We start from the raw sequence: 18,971 nt of genomic DNA, 5'->3' as shown, positions 1-18,971 counted from the left end.
ATGGTAGTGTGGGGTCTCCCCATGCGAGAGTAGGACACTGCCAGGCATCAAATAAACGTTATCAGCCTGACGACTGGTAATGAGCAGGATCGCCAAGCGCGGTTTTGCCCACATCGAAAGATGTGACGTAAAAGAATCGGTGGAGCGGTAGTTCAGTTGGTTAGAATACCTGCCTGTCACGCAGGGGGTCGCGGGTTCGAGCCCCGTCCGTTCCGCCACTTATTTGATAAGCCCTGAGTCTCTGACTCAGGGCTTTTTCATATGCAAAATTCAAGGGAATACCGTTCGCTACGTGATTTATGTGGTGAAAGTTTGCTTTGATAAATAATTATCTGAATTAAACGCCAATATAAAGAATAATATGCCCGGCAATATTATTCTCTCCGGGCAGCCTCTTGCTTTAGCGTTATTTGATATTCTGACGGGCCAGTTCCAGCTGAATATCTTTATCCAGGTTGGCGACCCAGCGGTTATAATTTGGGTGAATATTTCCCTCTTTGGCATCCATATTACTGCTGGTGATATACTTAATCTGATAACTATTTGAATTGTAATTGATACGAATATCGGCGCTATGACCACGCAGTAAGATCTTGCCATCGATCACACCGTCATTGACGGGGTTCATGATCCAACCACGATTCAAGCCGGCGGCGAGAATGGCCTGACGCACCTGCGCATTACTGTGGTTACCTGCAACGTTTTGACTGACGTTTTTTACTGGCGCTGTGCCTGCACAACCACTGACCAAAATCGCTGCGAATACACCAGTTAAAATGAGTTTTAAAGGTTTCATACTCTTTTCCATGAGTGTTCGTTATTTAGATGTGTAATATTCATACATGAGATGTTATGTATGCTTACCCTTCAATAAGATACTCCTCCGGGAGATTTTCGACAAATATTGCTGCTTTTCATCGTGATAATTCCCTCTGCGCTCAAGTCTCACGACGTTATGTCGATAAATAACCCTAATCGTTTAATCGAGGATTTCAGCTAAAAATAGGAATTTTGGGAATGCAATCCAGGATTAAATATAATAGATTTAGCCACGGAATTTTTCTGACCGGTAATACCATTAATGGCGGGCGACATGAATATACTCAGTTGGTGGGCAATGGCTCCCGATCGTGGAACGCGTGAAGCATGGCGTCAATGGGCATCAGATGACTTTCTCGCCTCCGAATATCAGGGCTCGTTGCCTACCTGTTCTCATATCCCCATGATGTCGCTGCGCCGAATGAGCGCCGGAGCGCGTTTGGCGGTAGAGAGCGGGCTGATCTTATTGCATGACCACCAGGCAGATATGGCGATCTTCACCAGTCGGCATGGTGAGTTGGAGCGGACGCACAAGATCCTTCAACACCTGCATCAGGAACAACCGCTATCGCCAACAGATTTTGCCATGTCGGTGCATAACACGGCGGCGGGATGGTTAACGATTATAGCGAAGAACACCTTGCCGACCACCTCGTTGGCTGCCGGCGAGGACAGTTTTCAGCAGGGCATGATAGAGGCTCAAGCCTTGTTAGCTACGGGCAGTGCGCAACGGGTGTTATTAATTGATTTCGACGGTACCGTACCGGATGTCTACCGGCCTTTCGCGCCAGAAAATACATTCCCTTATGCCGTCGCCCTGTTGCTGGAAAACGGCGGTTCGTTGCACTGCAAGATTGCTGAGTCGGCGCAGATTCAGGCTAACCGTCAGGAGCCACAGAGTCTGGCATTCTTGCGGGGTTGGCTTGGCGTTGATGATGCATTCACTGTCCCCGGTCAGCGGCACGGTTGGGTGTGGGGGCGCTGATGGAAAAGGCGATGCCAGCGGAAAGTACGCCGGAACAATCCTCATGGTTTAACCGCTGTTGGCGGGTTATAGCTACGGGTTTTTGTTTCTCGCTGTTTGGCCTGGGCGGTCTGTTACTGTCCGGTGTCTGGTTTAATCTTATGCGTCTTGCAGTGCGTGATCCTGCTCGTCGCAACCAACTGACACAAAGTTCTATCCGCCACAGTTTCCGTTTCTTCCTGGCTACCACGAGGTTTTTCGGCGTACTGGACTACCATTTCGACAATGTGGAGCGCTTTCGCGAAGATCGCGGCTGTTTGGTGATCGCCAATCATCCCAGCCTGTTGGATTACGTGTTATTGGCTTCGCAAATGCCACGTTGCGACTGCATAGTGAAAGAGGCTTTGCTGAGCAATGTGTTTGTCAGCGGAGTGATCAAGGCCGCCGGGTATCTGGCCAATGCGCAGTCGGATATATTGTTGGAACAGTGCGGACAAAGACTGGCTGCAGGGGGGACAATCTTAATCTTCCCGGAGGGCACCCGCACCACACCAGGCAAGGCTCTGGCCCTGCAGCGAGGAGCAGCCAATATTGCGCTGCGCGGTCAGTGTAGCATACGTATTGTGCATATCCACTGCCAGCCCCCCATGCTGACGAAGCAGGGTAAATGGTATAAGATCCCGGCGGTAAAACCGCAGTTCCGGATCACCGTTCAGGATAAGATCGACACCCGCGCATTCATTCATGCAAATGATGTTTCGCCCGCCCTTGCGGCAAGAAGATTAACCCAGCATTTAACTGACGCTTTACAGTCAGAACCTATAAATAATGAGAAATAGCGTAATGAATTTATTGAGCACCGAAATCAAGCAATTGATCATTGATACGCTCAATCTTGAAGGTATGACACCGGAGGAGATTGACGCCGAAGCGCCGCTGTTTGGTGATGGACTGGGTCTGGACTCCATTGATGCATTGGAGCTGGGGCTGGCTTTAAAGAACCGTTACGGCGTGGTGCTGTCGGCTGAGAGCCAGGATATGCGCCAACACTTTTATTCCGTGGAAACGCTGGCGAAGTTTGTTTCTGCACAGCGTAGCCAATAAGGGGTTTTCATGGATAAGCAAGAAATTTACCTGCAAATTCAGGCGCTGCTGGTCAAACTGTTCGAGCTGGATGCCGATGACATCAAGCCAGAGTCGCGTTTGTACGAAGAGCTGGAGCTAGACAGCATCGATGCGGTGGACCTGGTGGTGCACCTGCAGAAAACGACCGGCAAAAAGATCAAACCGGAAATGTTCAAGTCGGTGCGAACCGTACAAGACGTGGTTGACGCCATTGATGAACTGCTGAAGTCAGACAGCTAAGGCTGCGGGCCAAGGTGGAGAGTCGTTTTCTGACCCCGTTGTTGCGGTTGCTGCAGGGCGCAGTCTGGCTGGTGCTGTTGCTGTATCCGCTGGCGGTTTGGGTCGGCCTGACGCATTGGGGAACCGCTCTCCTGGCACCGCTGTTGGTGGGTGTCTTTAGCTTGCGCCTGCTGATGTTGCGCGGAAAACTGCGCCAACAGATGTGGCTGGGAAAAGCCTTGGCCATGGTGGGCATCTTGCTGGCGCTCGCCAGTTGGGCGTTAAAGCAGAGCCACTGGCTGCTGTATTACCCGGTGCTGGTCAACGCAATACTGCTGCTGCTGTTTGCCTATTCGCTGTTTGCCCCGCCTACGGTGGTGGAGCGATTGGCCCGGATAACGGAACCGCAGTTGGACGCTGCCGGCATTGTTTATACTCGCCGGGTGACTCAGGTGTGGTGCGGGTTCTTTATTGTTAACGGTGCGATAGCGCTGGCAACCTGTCTGTCCGGTGATATCACACTCTGGACGCTGTATAACGGCGGCATCAGCTATCTGCTGATGGGGGCATTAATGGGTATTGAATGGATAGTCAGGAAAAGGATCCGGCACGCCTGAGTTTGCCAATGAACCGCTGGCTCAGCACGCAGCGCGATGATTCGGTGCCGATCGCCTGGCGTGGCGATCAGATATTCTGTCTCGGCCAATTTCGCCGTGACGTTGCCGCATTGATCGCAGTACTGACGAGCAGGGAAGAACGCCGCTGGGCGCTGTGCTTTGATGATAGCTATCGCTTCGCCGTCGCCTTGCTGGCGTCGTTGTATGCCGGCAGGCTACCGGTGATTTTTGGTCACCAGCGAGAAGCTATCCTCAAAGAGCAACGAGCGGATTACGATGCGCTACTGACCGATTTGCCTCTCGATCCTGGCGTGCCCGTTTTGCCGGTACGCGAGGGCGGCTGTGAGGATATCGCGCTGCCCGCCTGGCCTGAGGATCCTCGTTTTATTCTTTACACTTCCGGCTCGACCGGCCAACCGCAGGCGGTGTGCAAATCCGTCGCCTGCATGGACCGTGAAAGCGAACTGTTGGCAGCCGCTTTTGGTGAAGCCTTACGAGGGTGCTGCGTCGTTGCATCGGTATCCCATCAGCATATGTATGGCCTGAGCTTCCGGCTGTTTCTGCCGCTGGCTTTTGGTCTGCCGTTTGATGCGCAGTTGACGCAATACCAAGAGCAGTTGATTGCCCGACATCAGGGCCGGCGTTTAGTGTTTGTCAGCAGCCCGGCATGGCTCAAGCGCCTGGATAATCGTTTGACGCTGGCCGAGTGCGTTGAGGTTTTTTCCGCCGGCGGCCCGTTATCCGAGGTGGAAGCACGGCTTGCCCGGCAAATGCTGGGGGTATTGCCACTGGAAATCTACGGTACCACGGAAACCGGTTCACTGGCCTGGCGCAGGCAAAACCGGGACATTGCCCTGTGGCAGCCGTTTGCTTGCGTCAGGTTAAGGCTGGATGCTGACAACCAGGTTGAGGTTGAGTCGCCCTTGATACCTGATACGGGTAAAACATTGCTGAGCGACATTATCGAACTGGCGCCGGATGGTCGACAATTCCAGTTAAATGGCCGCGCCGACCGTATTATCAAGCTGGAAGAGAAACGGTTGTCGTTAACCGAGGTGGAACGTCGCCTGGTGGCCCTGCCGGAGGTTGCCGATGCTGCCGTGCTAACGCAGCAGCAAAGAGGACGCACGCTGCTGGTGGCGGTTGTCGTGCTATCTCCGTACGGCGAGGCCCGCCGACAAACCTTGTCCGAAGGGGCTTTTACCCGTGAACTGCATCAGGCGCTGCGAGGCTGGCTTGAGCCGGTGGCTCTGCCGCGCAGTTGGCGCATTATCGACGCCATTCCGCTTAATCCGCAGGGCAAGCGCGCCTATGCTGAGCTACAGGAGCTGTTCTTATGATGCAACCTGAGGTGCTGCAACAGCAGGTGAGCGATGCCACCCATGCCAGCCTGCAGCTGCATTTGCCCGCTGAACTGTTTTGGTTTCGCGGCCACTTTCCGCAACATCCGATCCTGCCGGGGGTTACGCAACTGAACTGGGTCATGCAGTATGCCCGTCAGTTGCTGGCTATCGAGGCCGGATTCAAAGGGATCGAGGTGGTCAAGTTTCAACAACCGTTACTGCCGGGGCAGAGGGTGTTGCTGCAGCTTGAATGGCAACCGGAACGGCACAAGCTGCTGTTCAGTTATCGTGTCGGTGAGGCGACCGCCAGCAGCGGCAAGATCTCGTTATGTCAGTAAGCGCTCCATTCTCCCCCTGTCTTCTTATCCCTTGTTTCAATCACGGGCAGATGATGGCAGCGGTGCTGACATCGCTGGCTGGCTATGGCCTGCCTTGCCTGGTGGTGGACGACGGCAGCGCCGCTGCCACCGCCGAAACGCTACAGCGGCTGGCCGCCGAATTGCCCTGGGTTAGCCTGTTGCGGTTGGAAAAAAACCAGGGGAAGGGCGCAGCGGTGATCGCCGGTCTGCAACTGGCTCAGAGACAGGGCTACAGCCATGCTTTGCAGGTAGATGCCGACGGTCAGCATCAACTGAGTGATATACCGGCAATGATTGCCGAAGCACGCGCACACCCGGATAGTCTGATTTCCGGCCGGCCAGTCTATGACAGCTCGGTACCCAAAGCGCGCCTGTATGGGCGTTACGTCACTCATGTCTGGGTGTGGATCGAAACCCTGTCTCTGTCCTTAAAGGACAGTATGTGCGGTTTTCGTGTTTACCCGGTGGCACCGACGCTGGCGTTGACGGCACGCCAACCGCTTGGCAAACGCATGGATTTCGATACCGAAGTGATGGTTCGGCTGTATTGGCAGGGGATGCAAAGCCGTTTCTTGCCGACACGCGTCACTTATCCTGTCGATGGCGTTTCTCATTTCGATGCGCTGCGCGACAACTTGCGTATTTCCTGGATGCACACCCGATTGTTTTTCGGCATGTTGCCTCGCATTCCGCGTTTACTGCGTCAGCGCCAACAGGTGAAGAAAGCACAGCATTGGTCGACAACTCAGGAGCGTCATGGGTTGTGGGGGATCCGACTTATGCTTCAGGTTTACCGGGTGTTTGGCCGCCGGGCTTTCCAATGGCTGCTGTACCCGGTGATCGGCTATTTCTGGCTGACCGGGCGTGCCCAACGAGAAGCTTCGCGTGATTATCTGCAACGTCTGCAGCAGTTTGCCCGTGGTCGGCAACAACCTTTACCCACGCCGCTCAGCAGTTTTCGGCACTTTATGCGTTTTGGCGATGCGATGCTCGACAAGCTGGCGAGCTGGCGTGGAGAACTTCACGACGTTCGATTGGTGGATCCTGCGGCCTGCGAACGGCAGATCGCTTCCGGCAAAGGTACGCTGATCCTGGCGTCGCATCTGGGAGATATCGAGTCCTGTCGCGCTTTGGGTGAGTTGGACTCTGGCGTCAAGGTGAATGCCCTGGTATTTACCGAACATGCCGAACGTTTCAACCAGGTAATGAAAGAGGTGAATCCTCGCGCCAATCTTAACCTGATCCCCGTGACGTCGTTGGGGCCTGAAACCGCCATGCGTCTGCAGGACAAACTCGACGCCGGCGAGTGGGTGGCGATCGTTGGCGATCGCACGTCGGCCGGAAAACATCAGCGTGGTGAACAACCGAGGGTGGTGTGGAGCCGCTTCCTTGGTCAACCGGCGCCCTTCCCGCAGGGGCCTTTTGTTCTGGCCGCTGCGCTGCGTTGTCCGGTGTACCTGATGTTCGGCCTCAAACAGCAGGGACATCTGAACGTTTATTTCGAGCCGTTTGCCGATCCGCTGTCATTACCCCGTCAGCAGCGCCAACAGGCGTTGCAGGATGCGGTGGACCGCTATGCCGCCCGGCTGGAGCATTATTGCCTGCTGGCGCCGCTCGACTGGTTTAATTTTTTCGATTTCTGGCAGTTGGCGGCACCGCCGCCAACGCAACAGGGGCCTGAGACATGAAGCTAAAAGACAATCCGCGATTCTCCGTCAGGGTTGAAATCACCATCCCTTTCCATGATACCGATGCCATGGGCGTGGTCTGGCACGGTAACTACTTCCGTTATTTCGAGATCGCCCGCGAAGCCTTGCTCAAACAGTTCAATTACGGCTACCGGCAGATGCAGGCGTCGGGCTATGTCTGGCCGATCGTCGATACGCGGGTGAAATACATTGCGCCAGTCCTGTTTGAGCAGCGCATCATCGTCTGTGCAGAGCTGGAAGAGTATGAAAACCGCCTGCGCATTGGCTACCGCATTCTGGATGCAGAGAGCGGAATAACCACCACCCGCGGCCATACTATTCAGGTCGCGGTGGACGCCGACAGCAAAGAAATGTGCTTTGTCTCGCCGCAGGTACTGCTGGATAACATCGAGGAGGCACAATGAAATTTTGGATGCTGGCTGTTGTGACCTTCTTCAGTCTGGGCGTGCAGGCGGTAACGCTGCCGGAGTTGCAACAGCGATTTAGCCAACAGCCGGTGCTGCGCGCTGAATTTGAGCAGCAGCGCAGTATCAGCGGCATGGAAAAACCGCTGAAGTCCAGCGGCGAGCTGTTGATTTCCCAGCAGAAAGGATTGTGGTGGGCACAACAGAAACCTTTCCCGCTGACCCTGTTGCTGGATGATAAACGCATGGTGCAAACCCTGGCTGGCCAGCCGCCGCAGGTGGTAACGGCGGACAACAACCCGCAGATGTTCCAGTTCAATCACCTGCTGACCGCGCTGTTTCATGCCGACAGCCAGGCGCTGGAACAAAACTTTGCTCTGCAGTTCACCGATTTGGGTCATAGCCGCTGGCGGCTGGTGCTGACGCCGAAAACCACGCCGCTCGACAAACTGTTCAAGCGTATCACCCTCAACGGCGAACAGTTCCTGGACACCATTGATATTGATGACATGCAAAGTGACGCCACCCATATTCGCTTCTTTAATCAACGTACGGTGCCGCAGGCGCTGACTGACGAGGAGCAACAGCGTTTTGCGTCCTGAACTGCATCGGCGGCTGGCGTTTGGCTGGCTGGCGATTTGCCTGCTGCTGATCGCGGCCTTGTGCTGGCTGTTGCCGCGCAGTCAGATCAACAGCAGCGTCCTGGCGTTATTGCCGAAACAGCAACTGGTTGGCGTGCCGGATGAATTGGCCGACGGCTTCAGCCGCCGCCTGGATCGTCAACTGATGTGGCTGGTCAGCCCGCAGCCAGGAGCGGACAACGCCGCAGTGGATTGGTGGTGGCAGCAGCTACGTCAGATGCCTGAGCTGCAGCAGGTTGGCGGGCCTATGGATGCACAACGTCAGCAGCAGTGGGGGCGTTTTTTCTACCAGCATCGCAATGTGCTGCTGGATGATGCTACCCGGCAACGTTTGCAGCAGGGTGCGGATGCGCAGAGCCAGTGGATCCTCGGCCAACTCTATTCTGCTTTCGCCGGCGTCAGCGGCAAAGAGCTGGCGAACGATCCGCTGATGCTGGTACGCGCCTCACAGTTGGCGCAGCAACAGAACGGCGGCTTGCTGAGCCTGTCCAAAGGTTGGCTGGTGGCGCGTGATGCGCAGGGGCGAAGCTGGTATTTGTTGCATGCCGAGCTTAGCGCATCATCCTATGACATCAGCAGTGCCCGGCGAACGGTAGATAAACTGACAGCGCTGCAGCAACAGCTGCAGCAGCGCTGGCCGGGGGCCGAAGTGCTCAACCGCGGCACGTTGTTTTACAGCAACTACGCCAGCCAACAGGCCGAGAAGGATATTTCCACGATTGGCCTGGCGTCGGTTGTTGGCGTGTTTTTACTGGTGTTGTTCATGTTCCGCTCACCTTTGCCGCTGTTATTGTGCGCGCTGTCGGTGGCTATTGGCGCTCTGGCCGGCACCGTCGCTACGCTGTTGGCATTTGGTGAAATACATTTGATGACGCTGGTGCTGAGCATCAGCATCGTCGGCATTTCGGCTGACTACACGCTCTATTTCCTGACGGAACGTATGGTGCATGGTCGGCAGTCGGCGCCATTAGCCAGTTTGCAAAAGCTGTTGCCGGCATTGTCGATGGCGTTGCTGACCACCGTAGTGGCCTACCTGGCGCTGTTGATTGCGCCGTTCCCCGGTCTGCAGCAACTGGCGGTATTCGCCGCTGCCGGATTGAGTGCCGCCTGCATTACCGTTATTTGCTGGTACCCACAATTGTCGCGACGGCTGCCGGTACGCCCAGCGCCGGGATTAACGCTGCTCCTGAATTGGCTGCATGCCTGGCGCCATCGGCCACCGTTGCGTTATGGGTTGCCCGGTGCGGTGCTGTTGCTGGTGGTCGCGGGGTTCAGCCAGTTAAAGGTAGATGACGACATTGGCCAACTGCAGGCACTACCTGCGGCGTTGCAGCAGCAAGAGCAGCGTATCGCCGCACTGACGGGTCAACATAACGATCAGAAGTGGCTGGTGGTCTACGGCGCCAATGCCGAGCAGCTGTTGCAACGCATCGAGTTGTTGCAACCCAAACTGGCTGAGGCCAAACGGCAAGGCGTGCTGGCGGATTATCGCCTGTTGCCTCTGCCTTCTCTCCAGCGCCAACAAGAAAACATCGCTTTATTGCAGCGCGTGGCGCCGCAGGTGATGAACAATCTGCAGCAGGCAGAGTTGGCGCTGAGTACACCAGATTTAACGCCTGAATGGGTGAGCCCGCAGCAGTGGCTGGCCAGCGTGGTGAGCGAAGGTTGGCGTCTGCTGTGGTTGACGTTGCCCGATGGACGCAGTGCAGCGCTGGTGCCCGTTAACGGCGTGAAGAACAGTGCGATGATGAAGACACTGGCGGAGCAGGTTCCCGGCACCGGTTGGATCGATCGGAAAACCGAGTTCAGTGAGCTGTTTGGTCAATATCGCCTGTATCTATCATATTTGTTGGCATTGTCGGTTGCAGCGATTGCGCTGATTTACCTGTGGCGTTTTGGCCTGCGTCATGGCTTGCGCTGCATGGTGCCGACGCTGTTGTCACTGGGTTGCGGTATTGCGGTATTGGCACTGAGTGGCCATACGCTGAATCTGTTTTCGCTGTTGGCGCTGGTGCTGGTTTTGGGGATCGGCATTAACTATACGTTGTTCTTTACCAATCCCCGGGGCACGCCGACCACCTCGATGTTCGCCATTTTTATGGCGGTATTCACTACCCAACTGACGTTCGGCATGCTGGTACTGAGCCACACTCAGGCCATCAGCAGCTTTGGTATCGTATTGAGCAGCGGAATTGCCGTGGCATTTTTATTGGCACCGCTGACGTTAGCAACAAAAAGAAAAAGAGGAAAAGCCTGATGCGCGGCTTACGAAGGGTGCTGTTAATATGGATCTTCGTGCTGGCCGGCTGCGCCGGTAAGCAGGATCCGACGCTGCCGCAGGCGTGGCTAAAACCCGGTACGCAGGTGACGTTACCTCCCCCTGTGCTGGCTCAGCCGATTAATCAGCAACAGTTGCTGACCGCCGAAGTCAAAGGGCAGCAGCACTCGATGCTGGTGCTGCTCAATGCAGACGGCCAGCGTTTGCAACTGGTGGGCATGTCGCCGCTCGGTATCCGCCTGTTTAACCTGACCTACGATCGTCAGGGGATCCACACCGAACAATTGATCAAGGTGGGGGAGCTGCCGCCCGCCAGCCAGGTGCTGGCGGATATCATGTTGAGCTACTGGCCGGTGAAGGACTGGCAACCCTTGCTGCCAGCAGGGTGGCGGCTGGAAGATCAGGCGCTGGTGCGTCGCTTGTATGACGAGCGTGGGGCGGTGATCAATGAAATCAGTTACCAGCAGGTAGGCGGGATGCGAGAACCGGTGTCGATCGCTCAATCCGCCTTCCATTACCGCATCATCATTCAAACGCTGGGGAACGAATAATGATCTATTTCTCCGCCGTAGGGATGGTGAATGCGCTGGGCAACGATCTGCCGCAGATCGCGCAAAACCTGGCGCGCGGTATTTCGCCCGGCATGCAGCAGCAGACGCAGTGGCTGATCGGCAGTGCGCCATCCTGGTTTGGCAACGTACAGGGGGAGTTACCGGCGATCCCCGAGCCGCTCAAGCGGCATAATTCTCGCAATAATCGCCTGCTGTTGTCCGCTTTGGCGCAAATCGAGATTCCGGTGCGCGAGGCCATTACCCGCTACGGCGCCGATCGCGTCGCGGTGATTATGGGCACCAGCACTTCCGGCATTCACGAAGGCGAACTGGCGCTGCAACAGTATCAGGCGGGGCAGTGGCCACCGGGCTACCATTATCACCAGCAGGAACTGGGCGATCCGAGCCAATTTCTCAGCGCTTTTCTCGCGACCCGCGGTCCGGCCTATACTCTGTCGACGGCCTGTTCGTCCAGCGCGCGGGCCATCATCAGCGGTAAACGTCTGATTGAAGCCGGGTTGGTGGACGCGGCGATTGTGGGCGGGGCCGACAGCCTGTGCCAAATGCCGATTAACGGTTTCCACAGCCTGGAGTCACTGTCTGCGGAGCGGTGCACGCCGTTTGCCGCGCAACGCAGCGGGATTAATATCGGTGAGGCGGCGGCGCTGATGCTGTTGACGCGGGAACTTGCGCCGGTGGCGTTGTTGGGCGTTGGCGAATCTTCCGATGCCTGGCACATGTCGGCGCCACATCCTGCAGGAGAAGGTGCCGAACGGGCCATGACCATGGCGTTGCGGCAGGCCGGCTTGAGCGCCGAACAAATCGGTTATATTAATTTGCACGGCACCGCTACACCACTTAACGATCGGGTTGAAGCCCTGGTGGTGAACCGCCTGTTTGGCGAACGGACACCGTGCAGTTCGACCAAGCACCTTACCGGGCATACGCTGGGTGCCGCAGGAGCAGTGGAAGCCGCGTTGAGCTGGCTGTTGTTGACGCACCCATTGCCACTGCCGCAGCAAGATTTCAGAGCCGTCCCCCGCGATGCCGAACTGGCACCTATCGGTCTGGTGTGTGAGCCCCAGGCATTGGGATCGCGCGCTATCCTCTCCAATTCATTTGCCTTCGGCGGCAACAATGCCTGCCTGTTATTGGGAGATGCTCCATGAATGCTTACCGGACGGCAGATTATTACTTACCTCATGCCTCACCGATGGTGCTGCTGGAACGGGTGCTGGAAGTGGGTGAAGAGCATGCACGCTGCGCGGTCAACGTCAGTGCGAATAGCGTGCTGGCGCCTTTTCTCGACGAGCAGGGGGCACTTCCTGGTTGGTACGGCATTGAGCTGATGGCGCAGGCGATTGGGGTTTGGAGTGGCTGGCACGGTCGCCAGAGTGCCAAGCCGCCGCAGTTGGGTATGCTGCTCGGCGGGCGGGCCATTCACTGCGAATTGTCCACTTTTCCTGCCGGCAGCGAGCTGGTGGTTAGCGTGCAGCAGTTGTTGAAAGACGAGAAATTAGCCAGTTTTGAGTGTGAAATCAGTATCGATAATGTACCGATCGCACAGGGCAGGTTGAACACCTATCAACCTGATCAACAAGAAATTATTCAATTGACGACCTTAAGGGGAGACGCATGATGCGTTCCGTTTTAGTCACCGGCGCCAGTAAAGGGATCGGTCAGGCCATAGCCTGCCGCCTGGCTGCGGATGGCTTTTTGATTGTAGTCCACTACCACAGCGATAAGACCGGGGCAGAACACACCTTGCAGCAAATTGTCAGTGCCGGCGGGCAAGGGCGATTGATGCAGTTTGATATCAGCAACCGCATGCAGTGCCGTGAGGTGTTGGAGCAGGATATTGAAACCCACGGCGCCTACTACGGCGTGGTGAATAATGCAGGGATCACTCGCGACGGCGCTTTCCCGGCGTTAAGCGAGGAGGATTGGGATGGGGTGATCCATACCAATCTCGACAGCTTCTACAACGTGCTTCATCCCTGTGTCATGCCAATGATTGGCCTGCGCAAAGGCGGGCGGATCATCGCGCTGTCGTCGGTGTCGGGCGTCATGGGCAACCGTGGACAGGTAAACTACAGTGCGGCCAAGGCAGGCGTGATTGGTGCCTGTAAGGCGTTGGCTATCGAACTGGCGAAACGCAAAATTACCGTTAACTGCATCGCTCCGGGTTTGATCGACACTGGCATGATCGACATCGAGCCGGCGGCGCTGGATGAAGCGATGCGGGCAATCCCGCTTAAGCGTATGGGATCGGCGGAAGAGGTGGCGGGGTTGGCCAGCTACCTGATGTCGGATATCGCCGGCTATGTAACGCGGCAGGTCATTTCCATTAATGGAGGAATGGTATGACGCAACGAGTGGTCGTCACCGGCATGGCGGGCGTTACGGCGTTCGGCAATAGCTGGGCAGAGGTGTCCAGCCGGTTGAAGCAGGGCAAGAATGCGGTGCGTTACATGACGCAATGGGAAGAATACCAGGGACTGAATACCCATCTTGGCGCGCCGATCGAGAATTTCGTACTGCCGGATCACTATACGCGCAAGCGTATTCGTTCCATGGGGCGTGTTTCGCTGTTGGCGACTCGAGCGACGGAGCTGGCGCTCGAACAGGCCGGGTTGCTGGGCGAGAAGGTGCTGACTAACGGTGAGACCGGTATTGCCTACGGTTCTTCGACCGGCAGCACCAAGCCGGTCAGTGAATTCGCCACCATGCTCACCGAGAAGCACACCGGCAATATTACCGGCACCACCTATGTGCAGATGATGCCTCATACCGCGGCGGTAAACACTGGCCTGTTCTTCGGCCTGCGGGGCCGGGTGATCCCGACATCCAGTGCCTGCACCTCCGGCAGTCAGGCGATTGGTTATGCCTATGAGAGCATCCGGCATGGTTATCAGACGGTGATGGTGGCCGGCGGGGCCGAAGAGCTGTGCCCTTCGGAGGCGGCGGTGTTCGACACGCTATTTGCAACCAGCCAGCAGAACCATCGCCCCGAGTTTTCGCCACGGCCGTTTGACCGTCAGCGAGATGGGTTAGTGATTGGCGAAGGGGCAGGTACGCTGATCCTGGAGTCGCTGGAACATGCACAGGCGCGTGGTGCGACCATTTACGGCGAGGTTATCAGCTTTGCCACCAACTGCGATGCGGCGCACATTACCCAGCCGCAACAGGAAACCATGCAGATTTGCATGCAGCAGGCGCTGGAGGCTTCTGGGCTGACCACCGACGATATCGGCTACATCAGCGCCCACGGCACGGCGACCGATCGCGGCGATATCGCGGAAAGTCAGGCAACGGCGGCGATTTTCGGCAATCGAACGCCGATCTCCTCGCTGAAAAGTTATTTTGGCCATACGTTGGGCGCCTGTGGTGCGTTGGAAGCCTGGATGACGTTGGAGATGATGCGCGAAGGCAGCTTCGCCCCTACCATTAACCTGAGCGAACCGGACAGCGCCTGTGGCGATCTGGATTACATCATGGGCGGTTATCGCCAGATTGATACCGAGTTTGTGCAGTCTAATAACTTCGCTTTCGGCGGCATCAATACTTCACTGATCCTGCGCCGCTGGGCGTAATCTTGCACTGCCGGAGGTTTTCCTCCGGCAATTGTTGCTATCTAATCAAAAGTCTTATGCGCAATAGGGCGTTTTTGATCAACAAAACAGTTGCCATAATTCTCCCATATCGCTTCAACATCCTAATGAGAGAATAAAATTATGAGCATCCCTGCATTTGGTTTAGGCACCTTCCGTCTCCAGGATCAGGTAGTGATCGACTCGGTCTCTACGGCACTTGAGCTGGGATACCGTGCGATCGATACGGCGCAAATCTATGAAAACGAAGCGGCGGTGGGGCAGGCGATTGCCGCCAGCGGCGTACCGCGTGAAGAGCTGTTTATCACCACCAAAATCTGGATCGCCAATTTGGCGAAGGGCAAGCTGATCCCGAGTCTGGAAGAGAGCCTGAGCAAGTTACAAACCGGCTATGTTGATCTGACCCTGATTCACTGGCCTTCGCCGAACGACGAAGTTCCTGTCGCCGAGTTTATGGCCGAGCTACTGGAGGCGAAAAAACTAGGCCTGACACGCCAAATTGGCGTTTCCAACTTCACTCTGGACCTGATGCAGCAAGCGATTGACGCCGTTGGGGCAGAGCAGATCGCCACAAACCAGATTGAACTCTCGCCCTACCTGCAAAACCGCAAAGTGGTGGAGTTTGCCCAGCAGCACGGCATTGCCATCACTTCCTATATGACGCTGGCCTATGGTCAGGCGCTGAAGGATGAGACCATCAAGGCGATTGCGGCGCGCCGCAATGCCACCCCGGCACAGGTTATTCTGGCCTGGGCGCTGCAGCTGGGTTATGCGGTGATCCCATCATCGACCAAACGTGAAAACCTGGCGAGCAACCTGTTGGCGCAGCAGTTGACGTTAAGCAGTGAGGAAATGGCAGAAATTGCCAAGCTGGAAAGCAATGGCCGTTTGGTCAGCCCGGAAGGCCTGGCACCGAACTGGGATTAATTTTGCGTATCTTTGCATCAGAGAGGCGCCCAGACGGGCGCCTTTTTTATTGCCCCAGATGTTTGCTGAGAAAGTCGATAAAGCTGCGCAGGCGGTTGCTGACGGCACTGTCGCTGTAATACACCGCATTGATTGGCATGGCGACCGGCAGCGTCTCCTCCACCAAAACAGGCACCAGATCGCCGCGTTCGATGTCTGCGCTAATCATAAAATCGGACAGGCAGGCAATGCCGTTGCCATGCAGGCACAGGTGACGCTGAGTTTCACCACTGTTGGTGGTCAGACCTGGGGTGATTTCCAATTGGCGGCCATCGGCACAAGCCACTGGCCAGCGATTCAAACTGGGCAGATCGTTAAAACCGATGCAGCAGTGTTGCGCTAAGTCTTCCACCTTTTGTGGCATGCCGTATTGTGCCAAATAGGCAGGGGAGGCCAGCACGCGTCGATAGCTGGTCATCAGTTTGCGTGCCTTCAGGCTGGAGTCGGTCAACTCACCGACGCGGATGGCAATATCCACCTTACGCTCGATCAGGTTAATAAAGTTCTCTGACGACACCAGTGACAGCGACATTTCCGGATACAAGGCCCTAAATTCCGCCACCAGCGGCGTTAATACGTGCAGCACGACTGGCGTGGCAGCATCGACGCGCAGCAGCCCCTGCGGCCGCTGACGGCTTTCCATCAGCGCATTCTCCGCCGCGGCCATATCACTCAGTACCTTCTGCACCTGGCGGAAATAGTTTTCCCCTTCCTGCGTCAGGCTGATCTGACGCGTCGTGCGGTTGAGCAGCGTAACGCCGAGCTTGGTTTCCAGCTTTTTGACGGTGCGGCTAACCACCGAGTTGGCCTGATCCAGTCGTTCAGCCGCGCGGCTGAAACTGCCGCTTTCCACCACGGTCACGAAAGTAATCAACTCATCGGAATTCGCTTTCACTGTTGCTCCATTGGCAAAATTTATTTGATATTTTGAGCATTTTTATCATTTAAGCACGGGACGATAATAGCTGCCATCAACCTGAACGCTATTTGGAGTAAAAAAGATGCCTCTCGCATTACTTGCATTGACCATCAGTGCCTTTGCTATCGGCACCACCGAGTTTGTGATCGTCGGGCTCATCCCGACCATCGCGCAACAGCTGGGGGTGACAGTACCGTCCGCCGGGCTGCTGGTTACCATTTATGCTATCGGTGTGGCGATTGGCGCGCCGGTACTGACGGCTTTAACCGGCCGTGTACCGCGCAAGCTGCTGCTGATCAGCCTGATGGTGCTGTTTACCCTCGGCAACCTGCTGGCCTGGCAGTCGCCGAGCTACGAGTCGCTGGTCGTGGCCCGCTTGTTGACCGGCCTGGCCCACGGGGTGTTTTTCTCCATCGGTTCTACCATCGCCACCAGCCTGGTCGCGAAAGAGAAAGCCGCCTCGGCGATCGCCATCATGTTCGGTGGCCTGACCGTGGCGTTGGTGACAGGGGTACCCTTGGGGACCTTTATCGGCCAGCATTTTGGCTGGCGTGAAACCTTCCTGGCGGTGTCGCTTATTGGCGTGATTGCCACGGTGGCCAGCGTCATCCTGGTACCCAACAACATTAAAAATCAGGCCAGCGCCAGCATTGGCGAGCAGTTTAAAGTGCTGACTCATCCGCGCCTGCTGCTGATTTACGCCATCACCGCGCTGGGTTACGGCGGCGTATTCACCACCTTCACCTTCCTGGCGCCGATGATGCAGGAACTGGCGGGGTTCTCCGCACCCGCGGTCAGTTGGATCCTGCTGGCCTACGGCATTGCGGTAGCGATTGGCAACATCTGGGGCGGAAAATTGGCGGACCGCCATGGTGCCGTACGTGCCCTCAGCTTTATCTTTGCTGCGCTGGCCGTTTTGCTGCTGGTATTCCAGTTCACCGCCAGCCATAGCATCGCAGCGCTGATGACGGTGGTTGTGATGGGCGTGTTCGCCTTCGGTAACGTACCGGGGCTGCAGGTTTACGTGGTGCAGAAAGCCGAGCAATACACGCCGAACGCGGTGGATGTCGCTTCCGGTCTGAACATCGCGGCCTTCAACGTAGGTATTGCTCTGGGCTCAGTCATCGGCGGCCAGACCGTATCCACATTGGGCCTGGCGCAAACGCCGTGGATTGGCGCGCTGATCGTGCTGGTGGCTCTGCTGCTGGTGGGGGTTAGCGGGCGTTTGGATAAGAAGTATCAGCGGCAATGGGCTTGATCGCCACTCTTTCCCCTTATCTGGCCCGCATTTTGCGGGCCTTTTCGCATTTATCATCGACCATCGCTAACCTTTACACACATATACTGTCAGAAGATTGAAATCCCTGCACCACGCCCCTATAACTGGAAAGGATATACCCCGTAAAAGCCATGCCGTCAGGTGAGGGCAGGCGTATAATCGATTCAATGTTGGCGGGAATGTCACCGCCAGTTTCATCCTAATGGGAAATAGGCGAATAGCGTGCCGAAACGAACTTATGCAATGAGGTATGTTGCAGGCCAGCCAGTTGAGCGAATTTTCCCTGGCGCCATTAATCAACCGCTGCCGCCTGGGGCTGCATTGCCTACGTCCGGCGCGTTGCGAGTGATGGTGTGGAACATCTTTAAACAGCAACGGGCAGACTGGCTCTCGGTGTTGAAAAACTATGGCAAGGATGCGCAACTGGTCCTGCTGCAGGAAGCGCAAACCACGCCAGAACTGGTGAGCTTTGCCACGTCAAACTATCTGGCTGCCGATCAGGTGCCGGCCTTTGTTTTGCCGCAACACCCTTCGGGCGTGATGACCCTGGCGGCGGCGCATCCGGTGTATTGCTGCCCGCTACGTGAGCGTGAACCGCTGCTGCGGTTGGCCAAATCGGCCTTGATCACCGTCTACCCGTTGTTTAACGGCCAGCTTTTGATGGTGGTAAATATTCATGCGGTGAACTTCAGCCTGGGCGTGGACGTTTACAGTAAGCAACTGGGGCCGATTGGTGAGCAGATTGCCAATCACTATGGGCCGGTGATCATGGCCGGGGATTTTAATGCCTGGAGCCGCAAACGAATCAATGCGTTGTACCAGTTCGCCAGCGATATGGCGCTGCGTGAGGTAAACTTCACAGACGATCATCGTCGCAAAGCCTTTGGCCGACCGCTGGACTTTGTGTTTTATCGCAATATGGGCGTGGCGGAGGCTTCGGTGCTGGTGACCAGCGCGTCCGACCATAATCCGCTGCTGGTGGAGTTTCATCCCGAGGCTGACAAACCTCACTGGTGATTATTGTCCTTATTCAGACAATAAAAAAGCACCCCGAAGGGTAATGCCGATCGTTTAAGGATCGGTTGAACGATCCGGTGGTTGCTGTAAAAAGGGTTCCAGGACATGACTGGAACCCTTTTTTATGCACCTTTCTCAGGCTCTTGGCAT

21 protein-coding genes and 1 tRNA gene are annotated in these 18,971 nt (G+C 56.1%); 20 read left to right on the top strand and 2 right to left on the bottom strand.

Translation table 11 applies throughout. The annotated features are described in order from the left end of the window. Nucleotides 1-141: 141 nt before the first annotated feature. A tRNA-Asp gene (locus tag H5P17_RS25230) sits at nt 142-218 on the top strand. Between the two features lie 188 nt (nt 219-406). Here H5P17_RS25230 and H5P17_RS25225 read toward each other — a convergent pair. Continuing rightward, the gene (locus tag H5P17_RS25225; protein ID WP_182825755.1) at nt 407-796 is read right to left on the bottom strand and encodes a hypothetical protein; all 390 of its coding nucleotides are present in this window, start codon (nt 794-796) and stop codon (nt 407-409) included. 285 nt (nt 797-1,081) lie between these two features. Between H5P17_RS25225 and H5P17_RS25220 the strand changes: the two genes are divergently transcribed. The 17 genes from H5P17_RS25220 (at nt 1,082) to dkgB (ending at nt 15,567) form a co-directional block, all read left to right on the top strand. Continuing rightward, nucleotides 1,082-1,804, top strand: coding sequence for a beta-ketoacyl synthase chain length factor (locus tag H5P17_RS25220; protein WP_182825754.1), 723 nt, complete (start codon nt 1,082-1,084; stop codon nt 1,802-1,804). Next, nucleotides 1,804-2,622 carry a 1-acyl-sn-glycerol-3-phosphate acyltransferase gene (locus H5P17_RS25215; protein WP_182825753.1) on the top strand — a complete coding sequence of 273 codons (819 nt, stop codon included), beginning with the start codon at nt 1,804-1,806 and terminating at the stop codon, nt 2,620-2,622. Before H5P17_RS25220 ends, H5P17_RS25215 begins: the two co-directional genes overlap by 1 nt. 4 nt (nt 2,623-2,626) lie before the next feature. Beyond that, nucleotides 2,627-2,887: a phosphopantetheine-binding protein gene (locus tag H5P17_RS25210; protein ID WP_044548404.1), complete on the top strand. Its 261-nt coding sequence runs from the start codon at nt 2,627-2,629 to the stop codon at nt 2,885-2,887. A 9-nt stretch (nt 2,888-2,896) separates the two neighbouring features. After that, nucleotides 2,897-3,148 carry an acyl carrier protein gene (locus H5P17_RS25205; protein ID WP_012005336.1) on the top strand — a complete coding sequence of 84 codons (252 nt, stop codon included), beginning with the start codon at nt 2,897-2,899 and terminating at the stop codon, nt 3,146-3,148. Between the two features lie 14 nt (nt 3,149-3,162). Next, nucleotides 3,163-3,744 carry a hypothetical protein gene (locus tag H5P17_RS25200; RefSeq protein WP_044548406.1) on the top strand — a complete coding sequence of 194 codons (582 nt, stop codon included), beginning with the start codon at nt 3,163-3,165 and terminating at the stop codon, nt 3,742-3,744. Beyond that, entirely contained in the window at nt 3,711-5,084 is a 1,374-nt protein-coding gene (locus tag H5P17_RS25195; protein WP_255477995.1) for an AMP-binding protein, read from the top strand. Before H5P17_RS25200 ends, H5P17_RS25195 begins: the two co-directional genes overlap by 34 nt. Then, nucleotides 5,081-5,425 carry a 3-hydroxyacyl-ACP dehydratase FabZ family protein gene (locus tag H5P17_RS25190; protein WP_044548409.1) on the top strand — a complete coding sequence of 115 codons (345 nt, stop codon included), beginning with the start codon at nt 5,081-5,083 and terminating at the stop codon, nt 5,423-5,425. Before H5P17_RS25195 ends, H5P17_RS25190 begins: the two co-directional genes overlap by 4 nt. Continuing rightward, nucleotides 5,416-7,134, top strand: a complete 1,719-nt coding sequence (locus H5P17_RS25185) for a glycosyltransferase (RefSeq protein ID WP_182825752.1) — start codon at nt 5,416-5,418, stop codon at nt 7,132-7,134. Before H5P17_RS25190 ends, H5P17_RS25185 begins: the two co-directional genes overlap by 10 nt. Beyond that, nucleotides 7,131-7,559, top strand: coding sequence for a thioesterase family protein (locus H5P17_RS25180; protein WP_044548413.1), 429 nt, complete (start codon nt 7,131-7,133; stop codon nt 7,557-7,559). Before H5P17_RS25185 ends, H5P17_RS25180 begins: the two co-directional genes overlap by 4 nt. Next, nucleotides 7,556-8,161, top strand: coding sequence for an outer membrane lipoprotein carrier protein LolA (locus tag H5P17_RS25175; protein WP_044548415.1), 606 nt, complete (start codon nt 7,556-7,558; stop codon nt 8,159-8,161). The genes H5P17_RS25180 and H5P17_RS25175 overlap by 4 nt, the downstream gene beginning before the upstream one ends. Continuing rightward, nucleotides 8,151-10,457, top strand: a complete 2,307-nt coding sequence (locus H5P17_RS25170) for an MMPL family transporter (protein ID WP_182825751.1) — start codon at nt 8,151-8,153, stop codon at nt 10,455-10,457. Before H5P17_RS25175 ends, H5P17_RS25170 begins: the two co-directional genes overlap by 11 nt. After that, on the top strand, nt 10,457-11,029 hold the full coding sequence (locus tag H5P17_RS25165) for a DUF3261 domain-containing protein (RefSeq protein ID WP_182825750.1): 573 nt from the start codon (nt 10,457-10,459) through the stop codon (nt 11,027-11,029). The genes H5P17_RS25170 and H5P17_RS25165 overlap by 1 nt, the downstream gene beginning before the upstream one ends. After that, on the top strand, nt 11,029-12,198 hold the full coding sequence (locus tag H5P17_RS25160; RefSeq protein ID WP_182825748.1) for a beta-ketoacyl-[acyl-carrier-protein] synthase family protein: 1,170 nt from the start codon (nt 11,029-11,031) through the stop codon (nt 12,196-12,198). The genes H5P17_RS25165 and H5P17_RS25160 overlap by 1 nt, the downstream gene beginning before the upstream one ends. Continuing rightward, nucleotides 12,195-12,668 (top strand): hotdog family protein, encoded by a 474-nt coding sequence (locus H5P17_RS25155; protein WP_182825747.1) that lies wholly within the window; start codon nt 12,195-12,197, stop codon nt 12,666-12,668. The genes H5P17_RS25160 and H5P17_RS25155 overlap by 4 nt, the downstream gene beginning before the upstream one ends. Further along, on the top strand, nt 12,665-13,396 hold the full coding sequence (locus tag H5P17_RS25150; RefSeq protein ID WP_115060019.1) for a 3-ketoacyl-ACP reductase FabG2: 732 nt from the start codon (nt 12,665-12,667) through the stop codon (nt 13,394-13,396). The genes H5P17_RS25155 and H5P17_RS25150 overlap by 4 nt, the downstream gene beginning before the upstream one ends. Beyond that, nucleotides 13,393-14,622 (top strand): beta-ketoacyl-ACP synthase, encoded by a 1,230-nt coding sequence (locus H5P17_RS25145; RefSeq protein WP_182825746.1) that lies wholly within the window; start codon nt 13,393-13,395, stop codon nt 14,620-14,622. Before H5P17_RS25150 ends, H5P17_RS25145 begins: the two co-directional genes overlap by 4 nt. 141 nt (nt 14,623-14,763) lie before the next feature. Next, complete coding sequence (gene dkgB / locus H5P17_RS25140) at nt 14,764-15,567, top strand: 2,5-didehydrogluconate reductase DkgB (RefSeq protein ID WP_182825745.1); 804 nt, start codon at nt 14,764-14,766, stop codon at nt 15,565-15,567. Nucleotides 15,568-15,613: 46 nt separating this feature from the next. Here the strand turns inward: dkgB and yafC are convergent, their stop codons facing one another. Next, nucleotides 15,614-16,501 (bottom strand): DNA-binding transcriptional regulator YafC, encoded by an 888-nt coding sequence (gene yafC, locus H5P17_RS25135; RefSeq protein WP_182825744.1) that lies wholly within the window; start codon nt 16,499-16,501, stop codon nt 15,614-15,616. Nucleotides 16,502-16,607: 106 nt separating this feature from the next. Between yafC and H5P17_RS25130 the strand changes: the two genes are divergently transcribed. Then, nucleotides 16,608-17,783, top strand: a complete 1,176-nt coding sequence (locus H5P17_RS25130) for an MFS transporter (RefSeq protein ID WP_044548428.1) — start codon at nt 16,608-16,610, stop codon at nt 17,781-17,783. Between the two features lie 243 nt (nt 17,784-18,026). Next, nucleotides 18,027-18,821, top strand: coding sequence for an endonuclease/exonuclease/phosphatase family protein (locus H5P17_RS25125; protein ID WP_071826999.1), 795 nt, complete (start codon nt 18,027-18,029; stop codon nt 18,819-18,821). Nucleotides 18,822-18,971: the final 150 nt, after the last annotated feature.

It is taken from the genome of Serratia sp. OS31, assembly GCF_014164835.1.
GTDB lineage: Bacteria > Pseudomonadota > Gammaproteobacteria > Enterobacterales > Enterobacteriaceae > Serratia > Serratia liquefaciens_A.
This window is presented reverse-complemented; position numbering and strand designations above follow the sequence as displayed.